The organism is Streptomyces desertarenae, from assembly GCF_042681365.1.
GTDB lineage: Bacteria > Actinomycetota > Actinomycetes > Streptomycetales > Streptomycetaceae > Streptomyces > Streptomyces desertarenae.
This window is the reverse complement of record NZ_JBHUFU010000013.1, coordinates 131002-146697: the sequence shown is the minus strand read 5'-3', so window position 1 is coordinate 146697 and position 15696 is coordinate 131002. Positions and strand designations below refer to the sequence as shown.

At 74.3% G+C, this 15696-nt stretch carries 12 protein-coding genes and 1 riboswitch; of the genes, 8 read left to right on the top strand and 4 right to left on the bottom strand.

Annotated elements, in window-relative coordinates; genetic code table 11:
- Positions 1-72: 72 nt before the first annotated feature.
- Positions 73-303 (bottom strand): DUF7455 domain-containing protein, encoded by a 231-nt coding sequence (locus ACFSJS_RS21395; RefSeq protein WP_380902836.1) that lies wholly within the window; start codon positions 301-303, stop codon positions 73-75.
- A gap of 471 nt (positions 304-774) precedes the next feature.
- On the opposite strand from ACFSJS_RS21395, the gene ACFSJS_RS21390 reads away from it, so the two are divergent.
- The 3 genes from ACFSJS_RS21390 (at position 775) to ACFSJS_RS21380 (ending at position 5202) form a co-directional block, all read left to right on the top strand.
- Entirely contained in the window at positions 775-2877 is a 2103-nt protein-coding gene (locus tag ACFSJS_RS21390; RefSeq protein WP_380902891.1) for a DNA gyrase/topoisomerase IV subunit B, read from the top strand.
- 175 nt (positions 2878-3052) lie between these two features.
- Entirely contained in the window at positions 3053-3562 is a 510-nt protein-coding gene (locus ACFSJS_RS21385; RefSeq protein WP_380902834.1) for a DUF485 domain-containing protein, read from the top strand.
- Entirely contained in the window at positions 3559-5202 is a 1644-nt protein-coding gene (locus ACFSJS_RS21380; RefSeq protein ID WP_380902832.1) for a sodium:solute symporter family transporter, read from the top strand. The genes ACFSJS_RS21385 and ACFSJS_RS21380 overlap by 4 nt, the downstream gene beginning before the upstream one ends.
- A gap of 42 nt (positions 5203-5244) precedes the next feature.
- Here ACFSJS_RS21380 and ACFSJS_RS21375 read toward each other — a convergent pair whose 3' ends face one another.
- Complete coding sequence (locus ACFSJS_RS21375; RefSeq protein WP_380902830.1) at positions 5245-6156, bottom strand: sucrase ferredoxin; 912 nt, start codon at positions 6154-6156, stop codon at positions 5245-5247.
- Positions 6157-6331: 175 nt separating this feature from the next.
- Here ACFSJS_RS21375 and ACFSJS_RS21370 point away from each other — a divergent pair, with 175 nt between their 5' ends.
- The gene (locus ACFSJS_RS21370) at positions 6332-7384 is read left to right on the top strand and encodes a CobW family GTP-binding protein (protein ID WP_380902828.1); all 1053 of its coding nucleotides are present in this window, start codon (positions 6332-6334) and stop codon (positions 7382-7384) included.
- Between the two features lie 98 nt (positions 7385-7482).
- Here ACFSJS_RS21370 and ACFSJS_RS21365 read toward each other — a convergent pair whose 3' ends face one another.
- Positions 7483-9930, bottom strand: coding sequence for a DNA gyrase/topoisomerase IV subunit A (locus tag ACFSJS_RS21365; RefSeq protein ID WP_380902826.1), 2448 nt, complete (start codon positions 9928-9930; stop codon positions 7483-7485).
- 269 nt (positions 9931-10199) lie between these two features.
- Here ACFSJS_RS21365 and ACFSJS_RS21360 point away from each other — a divergent pair, with 269 nt between their 5' ends.
- The 4 genes from ACFSJS_RS21360 (at position 10200) to ACFSJS_RS21345 (ending at position 15161) form a co-directional block, all read left to right on the top strand.
- On the top strand, positions 10200-11612 hold the full coding sequence (locus ACFSJS_RS21360) for a M16 family metallopeptidase (RefSeq protein ID WP_380902824.1): 1413 nt from the start codon (positions 10200-10202) through the stop codon (positions 11610-11612).
- Positions 11613-11659: 47 nt separating this feature from the next.
- A complete protein-coding gene (locus ACFSJS_RS21355) occupies positions 11660-13027 on the top strand; it encodes a M16 family metallopeptidase (protein WP_380902889.1) in 1368 nt (455 codons plus the stop codon).
- A 210-nt stretch (positions 13028-13237) separates the two neighbouring features.
- Positions 13238-13411: riboswitch (cyclic di-AMP (ydaO/yuaA leader) on the top strand.
- Between the two features lie 12 nt (positions 13412-13423).
- Positions 13424-14293: a M23 family metallopeptidase gene (locus ACFSJS_RS21350; protein WP_380902822.1), complete on the top strand. Its 870-nt coding sequence runs from the start codon at positions 13424-13426 to the stop codon at positions 14291-14293.
- Positions 14294-14456: 163 nt separating this feature from the next.
- On the top strand, positions 14457-15161 hold the full coding sequence (locus tag ACFSJS_RS21345; protein ID WP_380902820.1) for a GntR family transcriptional regulator: 705 nt from the start codon (positions 14457-14459) through the stop codon (positions 15159-15161).
- Between the two features lie 185 nt (positions 15162-15346).
- On the opposite strand, the gene ACFSJS_RS21340 is transcribed toward ACFSJS_RS21345, so the two are convergent.
- Positions 15347-15628, bottom strand: a complete 282-nt coding sequence (locus ACFSJS_RS21340; RefSeq protein ID WP_380902818.1) for an HPr family phosphocarrier protein — start codon at positions 15626-15628, stop codon at positions 15347-15349.
- Positions 15629-15696: the final 68 nt, after the last annotated feature.

Genomic DNA, 15696 nt, shown 5'->3' with positions numbered 1-15696 from the left:
CCGGCCCTGGGCCGGTCCGAGCTCGTCGGAGTCGGATGTGGGACGCGTCGCCGCCGGGACGGCGGCCGGCCGTCAGCGCTCGCTGTCGCCCGTGGCCGCAGGAGTGGTGTTGAGCCGCTCCGTCTCGTCCTGTATCTCCGCGGCGATCTTCTTGAGTTCCGGCTCGAACTTGCGGCCGTGGTGGGCGCAGAACAGCAGTTCCCCACCGCTGACGAGCACCACACGCAGGTATGCCTGGGCGCCGCAGCGGTCGCACCGGTCAGCGGCCGTCAGCGGGCTCGCGGGGGTCAGAACAGTAGTCACGTCGCCTCTTCTCTAGCTCGACGAGCTGTCGTACCAGGGTCAACATCCAACCAGGCCGAAAACGTTCCCGCTCGTGGCTTTTCCTCGAAAATCTCTCTGTGAGGTGGCTGACATGTTGCCGGGCTGGCGGCGAATGAGCCGTTTACAGAGATGTGTTGATCTTTGTCGTCGTCATGCGGTCTGTTCGGTTGTCTCCTCCGGGGCCGGCGTCCCGGTCTTGTTCCTGAGGACGTGCCCGGAGCCTAGATGGTTCATGCCCGGAAGGGAACGTGATGTACACGTCACCCGCACGAGTTATCGAACACGTGGTCGGCTCTGGTTTAGCATTGACCTTCTCCTGGGTGGCTTCACCTGGCCTCTCCAAGGCCTCGGTACCCTCTGACCCGCAAGACAGCCATCCCCAGCGAAATTCAGCGAGGAGCGAACCGCGTGACCGCCGAGACTCCCCTGGCCTCCGGCAGGGGAAACCCCATGCCGTCCACCGCCCTGCTCACCGGTGCGGACCGTGACGGCTCCAACTACACCGCGCGGCACCTGCTCGTCCTCGAAGGGCTGGAGGCGGTGCGCAAGCGGCCCGGCATGTACATCGGCTCCACCGACAGCCGGGGCCTGATGCACTGCCTCTGGGAGATCATCGACAACTCCGTCGACGAGGCGCTCGGAGGGCACTGCGACCACATCGAGGTGATCCTCCACGAGGACGGCTCGGTCGAGGTGCAGGACAACGGCCGCGGCATCCCCGTCGACGTCGAGCCCAAGACGGGCCTGTCGGGCGTCGAGGTCGTGATGACCAAGCTGCACGCCGGCGGAAAGTTCGGAGGCGGGTCGTACGCCGCCTCCGGCGGCCTGCACGGCGTGGGCGCCTCCGTCGTCAACGCCCTGTCCGCCCGCCTCGACGTCGAGGTCGACCGCGGCGGCCGCACCCACTCCATCAGCTTCCGGCGCGGTGTCCCCGGCATCTTCACCGAGTCCGGCCCCGACGCCCCCTTCGACCCGGCGAGCGGTCTGCGCAAGGGAAAGAAGATCCCCAAGACCCGGACGGGCACCCGGGTGCGGTACTGGGCCGACCGGCAGATCTTCCTCAAGGACGCCCGTCTCTCCCTGGAGAACCTGCACGCCCGCGCCCGCCAGACGGCCTTCCTGGTGCCCGGCCTGACGATCGTCGTCCGCGACGAGCGCGGCGTCGACGGCGCCCCGCCGGCGAAGGAGGTCTTCCACTACGACGGCGGGATCAGCGAGTTCTGCGAGTTCCTCGCCCAGGACCGGCCGATCTGCGACGTGCTGCGGCTGACGGGCCAGGGCACCTTCAAGGAGACGGTCCCCGTCCTGGACGAGCGCGGCCACATGATCCCCACGGAGGTCTCCCGCGAACTGGGCGTGGACGTCGCGCTGCGCTGGGGCACGGGCTACGACACCACCGTCAAGTCGTTCGTCAACATCATCGCCACCCCCAAGGGCGGCACCCACGTCGCCGGTTTCGAGCGGGCGGTGACCCGGACGGTGAACGAGGTGCTGCGCTCCACCAAGCTGCTGCGCGTCGCCGAGGACGACATCGTCAAGGACGACGCCCTGGAGGGCATGACGGCGGTCGTGACGGTGCGGCTGGCGGAGCCGCAGTTCGAGGGGCAGACGAAGGAGGTGCTGGGCACCTCGGCGGCCTCCCGGATCGTCGCCCAGGTTGTCTCCAGGGAGCTGAAGGCGTTCCTGACGTCCACCAAGCGGGACGCCAAGCAGCAGGCCCGCGCGGTGCTGGAGAAGGCCGTCGCCGCGGCCCGCACCCGCATCGCCGCCCGCCAGCACAAGGAGGCGCAGCGCCGCAAGACGGCCCTGGAGTCCTCCTCCTTGCCGGCCAAGCTCGCCGACTGCCGCAGCGACGACGTGGAGCGCAGCGAGCTGTTCATCGTCGAGGGCGACTCGGCCCTCGGCACCGCCAAACTCGCCCGGAACTCTGAGTTCCAGGCACTGCTGCCGATCCGCGGCAAGATCCTCAACGTCCAGAAGTCGTCCGTCTCGGACATGCTGAAGAACGCCGAGTGCGGTGCGATCATCCAGGTCATAGGAGCCGGGTCCGGCCGGACCTTCGACATCGACCAGGCGCGCTACGGCAAGGTGATCTTCCTGGCCGACGCCGACGTCGACGGCGCGCACATCCGCTGCCTGCTGCTGACGCTCTTCCAGCGCTACATGAGGCCGATGGTCGAGCAGGGGCGCGTCTTCTCGGCGGTGCCGCCGCTGCACCGGATCGAGCTGGTCAACCCCAAGCGGGGGCAGAGCAAGTACCTGTACACCTACTCCGACAACGAGCTGCGCCAGACCCTGCTGGAGCTCCAGGGCAAGGGGATCCGCTACAAGGACTCCATCCAGCGCTACAAGGGCCTGGGCGAGATGGACGCCGACCAGCTCGCGGAGACGACGATGGACCCGCGCCACCGCACCCTGCGGCGCATCAACATCAGCGACCTGGAGGCCGCCGAGAGGACCTTCGACCTCCTGATGGGCAACGAGGTGGCCCCCCGCAAGGAGTTCATCACCACCTCGGCGGCGACGCTGGACCGCTCCCGGATCGACGTCTGACCCGCCCGCCCGGACGGGCCGCCCGGCGCCCGCCGTCCCCGTGCCCCCGCCCCCGGACCCCCGGGGGCGGGGGCACGGGCCGTTCACGGGGGCCGGGGCTCCCCGCCGTCCCCTGATGGGGTGAAGAGGGTGGATTCGACCGTTCCGCGAACTGCGGCTCTGTCCATCCTGGACCATGCGGATCGACGACCCCTGGTACGACACCCTGGCCTCGGACCGGGAGGGGGGCCGCGGCGGCCCCCCGGCGCCCGGGGCGGACGGCGGCCCGGACCGGGGCGCCGATCCCCGCGCCGCGGGCCGGGCCGCCCGCCTCGCGGTCCACCGCAGCACCGCCTTCCGGGAGGCGCGCCGCCGCCACCGCCGCTTCGTCCTCCCGGCCGCCGCCTGCCTCCTGGCGTGCCAGCTGGCCCACGCGGTCGCCTTCGCGGCCGCGCCCGGGCTGATGGCCCGCGCACCGGGCGGCGGGCCGCTCACGGTGGGGATGGCCGCCGCGCTCGCGCAGCCCGCGGCCGCCCTCGTCGCGGTCCGGGCCTACCTGGGGCACGCGCGGCTGCACCGGGACGCGGCGGCACTGGAGCTGCGCTGGTACGCCCGGGACCCGGCACACCACGCCGCCGGCACCGGCGCGGTGCGGGCGGCACGGACGGGAACGCCGTGCGGGGACCTGCGGAAGCCGGCCCGGTGACCGCCGCCCAGCCGCTTCCGGCGCTCCTGCTGCTGTGCGCCCCGGCCGCCGCCGTCCTGGTGCTCGCCCGGCGCACAGGCGTCGGCCGCCGCGGCACGCCGGAGGAGTACCACGCGGGAGGACGGCTGCTCTCCCCGGCGGAGAACGGCCTGGCGGCCGCCGGGGAGCACCCCTCGGCCACCCTCCTCCTGGCGGTCGCCGGGACGGCCGCGCTCAGCGGCCCGGCCGGCCTGTTCTGCGCCGCCGCCCTCCTCTCGGCCTGGCCGCTGGTCCTGCTCCTGTCGGCCGAGGCCGTCCGCAACTGCGGCCGGTTCACCCTCGCCGACATGGCGGCCCTGCGGGCCCGGGAGCACACCGTCAGGACCGCCGCGGGCATCGTGTCCGTCACGGTCGCGGTGCTCTGCGTGGCCGCCCAGACGGCGGGTGCGGCCGCCCTGGTGAGGCTGCTTCCGGTCGGCGCGGAGCCCCGGGGAGCGGTGTTCGGCGCCGCCGCCGCGGCGGGAGCGCTCGTGGTGCTCCGGGCGCTGTACGGAGGCATGCGCACGACCACCCGGATCCTGGCGGCCGCGACCGTCCCGCTCCTGGTGTGCGCCTGCGCGCTCGCCGCGGTGGCGGTGGTGCGGGCGGGAGGCCCGGCCGCGCTGGCCGAGGCCGCGGGCGGGCGAGGCGGCCCGGGGACGGTCCCCGCCCTGTCCGGTCACGGCGGCGGCCGGTGGGCGCGCGCGGACCTGGCGGCCCTCGGCCTGGCGCTCGTCCTGGGCACGGCCGGGCTGCCCCACGTCCTGGCCCGCCTCACCGCCGTCCCCACCGCCCGGGCCGCCCGGCGCTCGGTGGTGTGGGCGGCCGGCGCGGCCGGCCTGCTCTGCCCGGCGGCGGTGCTGCTCGGCCTTGGCGCGGCGGTCCTGTCCGGCGCCGTGCGGTACCCGGACGCCTCCGGGGGCGCACAGGAGCCCGCGGCGGCCGGCGGCGCGGCCGTCCGGCTGCTCGCCGCGGAGGCGGGCGGCGGGGCGGGGACACCCTGGGGGACCGTACTGCCGGCGGCGGTCGCCGCGGTCTGCCTCACCGCCGCCGCGGCCGCCGTGGCGGGCGCCGCGCTCGCCTCCTCCGCGGCGGTCGTCCGCGACCTGCGCGCCCCCGCCCCGGCGGACGTCCGCTCCCCACGGTCCGGCCGCGGTCCCGGGAGCGGGCGGCCCGGGAGGGAGACCGCGGCCGCCCGGGCGGCCGCGGCGGGTGTCGCCGCGGCCGGTGTCGCCGCCGGGCTGCTCCTGAGGGACGTGAGCGCCCTCGTCCTCCTCGGGCTGGCGCTGGCGGTCGCCGCCTCCACCGGACTCCCCGTGCTCCTGTACACGCTGTTCCGGCGCCGCTTCACCGCGCGGGGCGCCCGGTGGGCGCTCTGCGGCGGACTGGCGGCCGCCGTCGTGCCCACCGTCCTGTCCCCGGTCGTCTCCGGCCATCCGCAGGCGCTCCTGCCGGGAGCGGACTTCGCCGTCTTCCCCCTGTGCAATCCGGCACCGCTCTCGGTTCCGGCCGGCTTCCTGGCGGGCTGGCTGGGCACGCTGCTCTCCCGCGGGGAGACCGCGGACGCGGCCGCCCACGCCGAGACGGAGGTGCGGGCGCTGACGGGTGCGGGCTCGGCGTGACGTGCGGACGCGGTCCGCGGCGGTGCCGGTGGAACCGGGCGGTCACAGCCGGGTGACGGCCGTGGCCGTCACCCGGGGCTGGGGGGCGGGCCCGGCGCCGCAACTGGCGGGCAGGGGCGGCACGTCGGAGTTCTCGGTGACCGTGACGCGCCAGGCGCGGCCGTCGCGGTGGGCGACGGTGACGCTCCACACCGGGGCGGCACCGCCGGTGCCCGCGACCGTCAGCGCGTCGGCGTCCGCCTCGCCCGTCAGCTCCCGGACGGCCAGGTCGGCGGCCTGGCCGGGGCGCTCCCAGGACGACCGGCCGCGGCAGCCGTCGGTGACCACCCGGCCCCGGCGCACCTCGTCCAGCACGCCCTTGACGGCGTGGCCGCCCAGCCTGCCGTAGGCGTGGCCGTACGGCAGGACCAGCAGCGTGGGCGCGAAGCGGTGGCCGCCCAGATGGCTGACCTCCCACACCTCGCCGGCGTCGGAGGCGCGGAGCTCGGCGGCGAGCGGACGGCCGAGCAGGGCGCAGCAGCGGTCGCGCCGGCCGTTGGTGCACACCAGCGCCAGCGGGTCGCCGTCGTAGGGCTCCCACAGCCCGCCGTGGCGCCCCTCGCCGAGGGCGGCCATGGCGGCCGCGTCGAGGTCCCGCAGGTCGCCGGGCCCGCGCAGGAGGCCGGTGCGCACCCAGGAGCGGCCCGGCAGGGTGTGGGCCAGGTAGACCCGGCGGAGCCGGCCGGCGGCACCGTCCGGGTGGCGGCCGGGGCGCCGGATCAGCGCCACCCGCACCCCGCTCCCCACGGCGGCCCGCTCCAGCGCGGCGCCGAGGGCGGGGTCGAGCCGGCTCTCGGTCGGCGCCTTCGCCCCCCACGGACCGGGCTGCTCGACCAGCAGCCAGGTGCGTGCCGTCGCGGCCGTGGCCGCGAGCGGTTCGGCCAGCGCGTGCGAGGCGGTCGAACAGGTACTCACACAGGCGAGCCTAGCCGCTGCCTCCCCGCCCGGCCTCCCGCCGCCCCCGCGGCGGGCAACGGGTGGGCCGGGGCGGGCGGAAGACGGGCGTCGACTACGATCGGCAGCCGTTCCGGCACGGCCGGGACGGCACGGCGCGACGACACCCCGCACACCGCACGACGGAGGCGCGAGCTTGGCCACGAAGCGGATCCCGGTCCTCGTCCTCGCCGGATTCCTGGGCGCGGGGAAGACCACGCTGCTCAACCACCTGCTGGCGCACAGCGCCGGCACCCGCATCGGCGTGGTCGTCAACGACTTCGGCAGCATCGAGATCGATGCCATGACGGTGGCCGGGCAGGTGGACTCGATGGTCTCCCTGGGCAACGGCTGCCTGTGCTGCGCCGTGGACACCGACGACCTCGACGAGATGCTGGGCCGCCTGACGCAGCCGTCGGCGGGCATCGACGTCATCGTCATCGAGGCCAGCGGCCTGGCCGAACCGGCGACCTTGGTGAGGATGGTCCTCGCCGGCGGGAACGAGGACGTCGTCTACGGCGGACTGGTGGAGGTCGTGGACGCCGCCGAGTTCGAGGCCACCCGGGCCGCGCACCCGGAGATCGAACGGCACCTGGCGATCGCCGACCTGGTGGTGCTCAACAAGGCGGACCGGATCGGCGGTGCCGAGCGCACCGCACTGGAGGAGGAACTGCGACGGCTGTGCCGGGGCGCCCCCGTCGTCCCCGCCGTCCACGGACGCGTCGACCCCGGCCTGCTCTTCGACCGGCGGGAGAGAAGGGACGACGGGAGGGGCTTCCGGCAGCTCTCCCTCGACGAGGTGTGGGCCGAGGTCCGGGACGCCGGGCACGGCGGCGACGGGCACGACGGGCATCTGCACGCCGCCTACCAGAGCGTGGAGTTCACGGCCGACGGGCCCATGGACCCGCGGCGGCTGATGGCCTTCCTCGACGACAGGCCCGGCGGCCTGTACCGGATCAAGGGCTTCGTGCACTTCGGGGTGCCCGGCCACCGCGAGAGGTTCGGGGTGCACTCCGTCGGGCGCTTCCTGCGCTTCGAGCCCGGCCCGTGGGAGCCCGGCGAGCCGCGCCTGACCCGGCTGGTGCTGATCGGCTCGGGCATCGACGCGGAGGCCGTGCGGAGGGAACTGGCCTCCTGCACGGCGGCCGCCGCACCGGAGGAGGCCGGCCCCGACAGCATGTGGGGCGTCCTGCGCTACGTGCGGGACTGAGGCGCCGGCGCAGCGCCGGGCCCCTCCGCCGGCGGACCCGGTGGCCCACCGGGGTCCGGCCGCCGCGCGGGGGAGCGCGGCGGCCGGACGCCCGGCCGTCACACCGGCCCGGCGACCACCGAGACGGGCTTGGCCAGCGGAACCCCCGAGCCGTCACGGCGCGGGTCGGGCTCCGGCAGTTCGACGGGCGAGCCCTTGGCGTCCGCCGCCCGGGCGGGGGCGGCGCCGGCCCAGGCGAAGGTGAGGCAGTCCTCGCCCTTGAGGAAGCGCTGGCAGCGCACCCCGCCCGTGGCCCGGCCCTTGCGCGGGTACTGGTCGAACGGCGTCAGCTTGGCCGTGCCCGGCACGTCGACCAGGGCGCCGCGCGATCCCGCGACGGTGAACACCACCGCGTCGGAGGCCGGGTCGACGGCGGTGAAGGCGATCACCTTCGCGCCCTGGCCCAGCTTGATACCCGCCACGCCGCCCGCGGGACGGCCCTGCGGGCGCACCTGCCCGGCCGGGAAGCGCAGCAGCTGCGCCTCGTCGGTGACGAAGACCAGGTCCTCCTCACCGGTGCGCAGCTCCACCGCCCCCACCAGCCGGTCGCCCTCCTTGAGGCCGATGACCTCCAGCTCGTCCTTGTTGGCGGGGTAGTCGGGCACCACCCGCTTGACCACGCCCTGCTCGGTGCCGAGCGCCAGCCCCGGCGAGGACTCGTCCAGGGTGGTCAGGCAGAGGAGCTCCTCGCCCTCCCGCAGCGAGAGGAACTCCGTGTACTGCGCGCCGCCCGCCAGGTTCGGGGGGGAGCTCTCCGGCAGTTGCGGCAGGTCGACCACGGAGAGCCGCAGCAGCCGCCCGGTGGAGGTCACCGCTCCCACCTCGCCCCGGGTCGTGGCGGGCACGGCCGAGACGATCACGTCGTGCTTGCGGCGCCTGGTGCCGGTGTCCAGGGACTGGTCGCCGCCCGCGGTGCGGGCCAGCAGGCCCGTGGAGGACAGCAGCACCCGGCACGGGTCGTCCGCGACCTGGAGCGGGACGGCCGCCGCCGGGACGTCCGCCGAGGACAGCAGCTCGGTGCGGCGCGGGGTGCCGTACTTCCTGGCGACGGCCGCCAGTTCGGCGGAGACCAGCTTCCGCAGCTCGGCGTCGGACTCCAGGATGCGCGTCAGCTCCTCGATCTCGGTCTTGAGCCGGTCGCGCTCCTCCTCCAGCTCCAGCCGGTCGAACTTCGTCAGCCGGCGCAGCGGGGTGTCCAGGATGTACTGCGTCTGGACGTCGGAGAGCCCGAAGCGCTCGATCAGCCGCTCCTTGGCCTGCGCGGCGTTCTCGCTGGAGCGGATGAGGCGGATGACCTCGTCGATGTCGACCAGGGCCACCAGCAGGCCCTCGACCAGGTGGAGCCTGTCCCGCCGCTTGCCGCGCCGGAACTCGCTGCGCCGCCGGACCACCTCGAAGCGGTGGTCGACGTAGACCTCCAGCAGCTCCTTCAGCCCCAGCGTCAGGGGCTGCCCGTCGACCAGGGCCACGTTGTTGATGCCGAAGGACTCCTCCATCGGCGTCAGCTTGTAGAGCTGCTCCAGGACGGCCTCGGGGTTGAAGCCGTTCTTGATCTCGACGACCAGGCGCAGCCCGTGCTCGCGGTCGGTGAGGTCCTTGACGTCGGCGATGCCCTGGACCTTCTTGCCGTTGACCAGGTCCTTGATCTTGGAGATGACCTTCTCCGGACCGACGTTGAAGGGCAGCTCGGTGACGATCAGGCCCTTGCGCCGCGCGGTCACGTTCTCCACGGAGACCGTGGCGCGGATCTTGAAGGTGCCGCGCCCCTTGGCGTAGGCGTCCCTGATGCCCTCCAGGCCGACGATCCGGCCGCCGGTGGGCAGGTCGGGGCCCGGAACGAAGCGCATCAGCGTCTCCAGGTCCGCGCCGGGGTGCTTGATCAGGTGCCGCGCGGCGGCGATGACCTCGCCCAGGTTGTGCGGGGGCATGTTGGTGGCCATGCCGACCGCGATCCCCGAGGCGCCGTTGACCAGCAGGTTCGGATAGGCGGCGGGCAGCACGGCGGGTTCGGACTCGCTGCCGTCGTAGTTGGGCGCGAAGTCGACGGTGTCCTCGTCGATCGACTCCACCATCAGCCCGGCCGCGGGCGCGGAGCGGCACTCGGTGTACCGCATCGCCGCGGGCGGGTCGTCGTTGCCCAGGGACCCGAAGTTGCCGTGCCCGTCCACCAGCGGCAGCCGCATCGAGAAGGGCTGCGCCATGCGGACCAGCGCGTCGTAGATGGCGCTGTCGCCGTGCGGGTGGAGCTTGCCCATCACCTCGCCGACGACGCGCGCGCACTTGACGAACGGGCGCTCGGGCCGCAGCCCCATCTCGTGCATCTGGTACAGGATCCGCCGGTGCACCGGCTTGAGGCCGTCGCGCGCGTCGGGCAGGGCGCGCGAGTAGATCACCGAGTAGGCGTACTCCAGGAAGGAGCCCTGCATCTCGTCGACGACGTCGATGTCGAGGATGCGCTCCTCGAACTCTCCCCCCGGAGGCGGGGTCTTCGTGCTGCGGCGGGCCATCGCGGCTGCGACTCCTTCGGTGCTGCGGTCGGTACTTCGTTCGGTGCCCGGGCACTGCGGGTGCGCCGGTGCGGGCGTGCGCTGCGCACGCGCGCCCGTGCGAGGGGCGGCGAACGGACGGTGCCCATTGTGGACCTCGGCTCTGACAACCGGGTCCCCGCCCCGAACCGTACGGGAACTTCGCGCTTTGTCTGGTCGCTTGCATACAGTGACCACACACGCGTTGTGAGGACGCGGCCCGCGATCGCGACCGAAGGGACTCCCTGCCCATGGCTCACACGGCCTCGCCCCCGCCCACCGCGGGCGGCCTGACAGCGACCGAGCACCGGCTGGCCAACGGCCTGCGCGTGGTGCTCTCCGAGGACCACCAGACGCCGGTGGCCGCGGTGTGCCTGTGGTACGACGTCGGCTCGCGCCACGAGGTCGAGGGCCGCACCGGACTGGCGCACCTCTTCGAGCACCTGATGTTCCAGGGGTCGGCCCAGGTGAAGGGGAACGGCCACTTCGAGCTGGTGCAGGGCGCGGGCGGCTCGCTCAACGGCACCACCAGCTTCGAGCGCACCAACTACTTCGAGACGATGCCCGCCCACCAGCTGGAGCTGGCGCTGTGGCTGGAGGCCGACCGCATGGGGTCGCTGCTGGCCGCCCTGGACGAGGAGTCCATGGAGAACCAGCGCGACGTGGTGAAGAACGAGCGCCGCCAGCGGTACGACAACGTGCCCTACGGCACGGCCTTCGAGCGGCTGACGGCGATGGTCTACCCCGAGGGCCACCCGTACCACCACACCCCCATCGGCTCCATGGCGGACCTGGACGCGGCCACGCTGGAGGACGCCCGGGACTTCTTCCGCACCTACTACGCGCCGAACAACGCCGTGCTGGCGGTCGTCGGCGACATCGACCCGGAGCGGACGCTGGCCTGGGTCGAGAAGTACTTCGGGTCCATCCCCTCCCACGACGGCAAGCGCCCGCCGCGCGACGGCACCCTGCCGGACGTCATCGGCGAGGAGGTCCGGCAGGTCCTCCACGAGGAGGTGCCCTCCCGCGCCCTGATGGCCGCCTACCGGCTGCCGCACGACGGCACCCGGGAGGCCGACGCGGCCGACGTGGCGCTGACCGTGCTCGGCGGCGGCGAGTCCTCCCGCCTCCACAACCGCCTCGTCCGCCGCGACCGCACCGCCGTCACCGCGGGCTTCGGCATGCTGCGGCTGGCGGGCGCGCCCTCGATGGGCTGGCTGGACGTGAAGACCTCCGGCGACGCGGAGATCGCCGCCATCGAGGCGGCCGTCGACGAGGAGCTGGCCCGCTTCGCCGCGGAGGGGCCCACCGAGGAGGAGATGGAGCGCGCCCAGGCCCTGCTGGAGCGCGAGTGGCTGGACCGGCTGGCCACGGTCGGCGGCCGCGCCGACGAGCTGTGCCGCTACGCCGTCCTCTTCGGGGACCCCCAGCTCGCCCTGACCGCCGTGGAGCGCGTGCTCCAGGTCACCGCCGACGAGGTGCGCGAGGTGGCCGCCGCCCGGCTGCGCCCCGACAACCGCGCGGTGCTGGTCTACGAGCCGGTGCAGGGGACCGCGCCGGACACCGCCGCCGAGGTGGCCGACGGCGCCACCGTCTCCGACACCGCCTCCGCCCCGGAAGCCGCCGACACCGCCGCCCGCGACGACCAGGAGACCGCCCAGTGAGCGACGCCACCCAGCCCGCCGTCGGCCAGCCGGAGAACGGCGTCTCGATGGAGTTCCACCCCCGGCCCCGCGGCGGCGAGCCCCGGCCGTGGGCGTTCCCGGCGCCCGAGCGCGGCGAGCTGCCCAACGGGCTGACCGTGCTGAGCTGCCACCGCCCCGGTCAGAAGGTCGTCGCCGTCGAGGTCAACCTCGCGGCGCCGCTGGACGCCGAGCCCCGCCGGCAGGAGGGCGTGGCCTCGATCATGGCCCGGGCGCTGAGCGAGGGCACCGACCGGCACAGCGCCGAGGAGTTCGCCGCCGAGCTGGAGCGCTGCGGGGCCACCTTGGACGCGCACGCCGACCACCCCGGCCTGCGGGTCTCCCTGGAGGTCCCGGCCTCCCGGCTGACCAGGGCGCTCGGTCTGCTCACCGATGCGCTGCGCGCCCCGGCCTTCGCGGAGAGCGAGGTCGAGCGGCTGGTGCGCAACCGCCTGGACGAGATCCCGCACGAGCTGGCCAACCCCGCCCGCCGGGCGGCCATCGCCCTCTCCGCGGAGCTGTTCCCGTCCGACTCCCGGCTCTCCCGGCCCCGCCAGGGCGCCCAGGAGACGATCGAGCGCATCGACGCCGCCGCGGTGCGGGCCTTCTACGAGGCGCACGTGCGCCCGGCGACGGCCACGGCCGTGGTCGTGGGCGACTTCACGGGGATCGACCTGGACAAGACCCTCACCGACACCCTCGGCGAGTGGACGGGCACCCGGAGCGACACCCGCCCCATGCCGCCGATCACCGCGGACGACACCGGCCGGGTGGTCATCGTGGACCGGCCCGGAGCGGTGCAGACGCAGCTGCTCGTCGGCCGGGTCGGCCCGGACCGCCACGACCGCGTCTGGCCCGCCCAGGTGCTCGGCACCTACTGCCTGGGCGGCACCCTCACCTCCCGCCTGGACCGGGTGCTGCGCGAGGAGAAGGGCTACACCTACGGCGTGCGGGCCTACGCCCAGGTGCTGCGCTCCTCCCCGGAGGGCACCGGCGCGTCCCTGCTGGCCGTCAACGGCTCGGTGGCCACCGATGTGACCGGTCCCGCACTGGAGGACCTGTGGAGGGTGCTGCGCACCCTCGCGGAGGAGGGGCTCACCGACGCCGAGCGCGACACGGCGGTGCAGAACCTGGTGGGTGTCGCCCCGCTGCGCTACGAGACGGCCGCCGCCGTCGCGGGCACCCTGGCCGACCAGGTCGAGCAGCACCTGCCGGACGACTACCAGGCGCGGCTGTACGCCCGGCTCGCCGAGACGGGAACGGTGGAGGCCACGGCCGCGGTGGTGGCCGCCTTCCCGGCGGACCGCCTGGTGACGGTCCTGGTGGGAGACGCGTCACAGATCGCCGACCCGGTCCGGGAGCTGGGCATCGGAGAGGTGACCGTCGTCACGGACTAGCGGTTTCCGGCCGCCCTCGGCCGTTCCCAACGGCGAAGGCCCTTGGTGTGGTTGTCACACCAAGGGCCTTCGTTATGCCCGCTTTGGGGCCATTCAGGGGGAGGGGTCTGTGGCATGAGCTACAAACGCCCCGATTTGCTTGCTCGCTCAAATTTGTCCGTTTAGCGTCGATCTCGTTGCCCGTCAGAAGTGACCGCGGACCGCGGCCGACGGCAGCCATCGCCTAATCCCCGACACGGGGAGCCGGGGACCCACCCTTCCGCGAGGGACGCGGAAGGAGGCCCTCTTCCGAGGCACCTGGGGTGAATCGGGCCTGCCCGCCCGTAGGAGACCTTCCTGCTCCGAACCCGTCAGCTAACCCGGTAGGCGACACGGAAGGAAAGGAGCACGCCGCTCATGGCGTTCACCCGTGCCACCGCCCAGCTCGCCGAGAAGCTGAACGACAAGCTGACCCAGGCCACCGGGAAGCTCACCGAGGCCACCGAGGCCCTCACCGAGAAGCACCGCAACGCCGGCCGCGCCACCCGCACCCGCGTCGGCCTGGCCGGTGCCGCCGCCCTGGCCGCCACCGGTGTGGTCGGCGCCGTCGCCACCCCCGCGATCGCCGCTCCCGAGGGCGGTTCGAGCGCCTACGCCCTGGGGTTCGTCCAGGCCGCCGCCTCCGGCGACACCATCGCCGACGAGCTCAAGGCCCAGGCCCGGGCCCAGCAGCGCCTCGCCGACGCCGCGCGCCGGGCCGCCGAGGCCGAGAAGGCCGAGAAGGCCGAGGCGAAGAAGGCCGAGGAGGCCGCCGCCGAGCGCGCCGCGCACAAGGCCGCCGACGAGCGCGCCGAGCGCTCCGCCGAGCGCCGTGCGGCCGGCGGCTACGTCGACCCGGTCGCGGGCGTGGACACCACCACCACCTACAAGCAGGCCGGCTCCTCCTGGTCCTCCGGCAAGCACAGCGGCGTCGACTTCCCGGCTGCCACCGGCACCCCCGTGCGGTCCGTGGGCCCCGGCACCGTGGTGACCGTCGGCTGGGGCGGCGCATACGGCAACCAGATCGTCATCCGCCACGCCGACGGCAAGTACACCCAGTACGCCCACCTGTCGGCCACGAAGGTCTCGCCCGGCCAGAAGGTCGACGGCGGCCAGCGGATCGGCGCGGTCGGTTCGACCGGCAACAGCACCGGCCCGCACCTGCACTTCGAGGCCCGCAACGGCGCCTACTACGGCTCGGACTTCAACCCCATCTCCTACCTGGCCTCCAAGGGCGTCGACGTGTGACGCGCGCCTCGGGGCGGAAATCGGCCGCGCGGTCCCTTCCGGGGCCGCGCGGCCGCGTGTTTCGCGCCTCTTTCCGGCCGGGCATCGGAAATTCCGTGCGGGTGCAATACAGTTCCACCCTGCGGCACTTCGGGAAAACGGAGACGAGGTCGGAGGTCCTGCCATGCGCATTTCCGCGCACATGGTGTGCACTGCGGTCCGCGACGACATCGTCTCCGGGGTCTTCCCGCCCGGCGCGCGCCTGACCGAGGAACTCCTCGCCCGGCGCTACGGCGTCTCGCGCGTCCCGGTGCGCGAGGCCCTGCGGACCCTGGAGTCGGAGGGCTTTGTCACCTCGCGCCGCCACGCGGGAGCCTGCGTCGCCACCCCCACCGAGCGGGAGGCCGCCGACCTGCTCGACATCCGCGCCCTGCTGGAGCCGCTGGGCACCGCCCGGGCCGCCCGGCGCCGCACCGAGGCCCAGTTGAGGGTGTTGCGCGGACTGGTGCGATTGGGGCAGCAGCGCGCGGCGCGCGGCCAGTTCTCCGACCTCGGAGCGCTGGGGGACTGGTACCACGAGACCCTCGCCCAGGCCTCCGGAAGCCCCACCCTGGCCTCGCTGCTCACCCAGCTCCGCCGCAAGATCACCTGGGTCTACGCGGCCGAGCCGCCGGAGCGGGCGGTCGCCGTGTGGCGCGAGCACGGCGCCGTCGTCGACGCGGTCGCGCGCGGCGACGCGGAACGGGCGCACGCACTGGCCGGCGCACACGTGGAGCGCTCGATCGCCGTCCGCCGCGAGCAGCGGCCGGTGGCCGCGCGCGGGGGCCGGCGGCGGACGGCGGTGAGGACCGCGAAACACCCGGTAAACACGGCGCGCGACGGCGCGTAACAGAATCCGGATAGAAACGGGGAATGGGCGGGGAAATGCGCCCGGTGAATTCGGAACGCGACGGGAGGGGCGGATCCCGTATTCCGCCGCCGTGAGCCGACCGGCCCGGGGAATTCCGCGGGAGTGAATCCGGGCGGGCACCGGAGGCGTCCGGCCCCGGTGCCCGCCCGGCGGGGCCGGACGGTTCAGACGGTGCCGGGGAGCTCGTCGAGCCCCTCCTGGACCAGCTTCGCCAGCCGGTCCAGGGCGTCCCCGGCCCCCTCCGCGTCCGAGGCCAGCACGACCTCGTCGCCGCCCCCGGCGCCCAGCCCGAGGACCGACAGCATCGAGGCGGCGTTCACCGGATCGCCGCCGGGGCGGGCCACGGTGACGGGGAGGCCGGTGGCGGCCACGGCGCGGACGAAGATCGCGGCGGGACGGGCGTGCAGGCCCTCGGGCCAGCCGACGGTGACGCGGCGCTCAGCCATGGTGGTGCCCTTCGGATCGAGTCGGGTCGGTACGGTCGGCCGGACCGGCCGGACGGGGCCGTACGGGG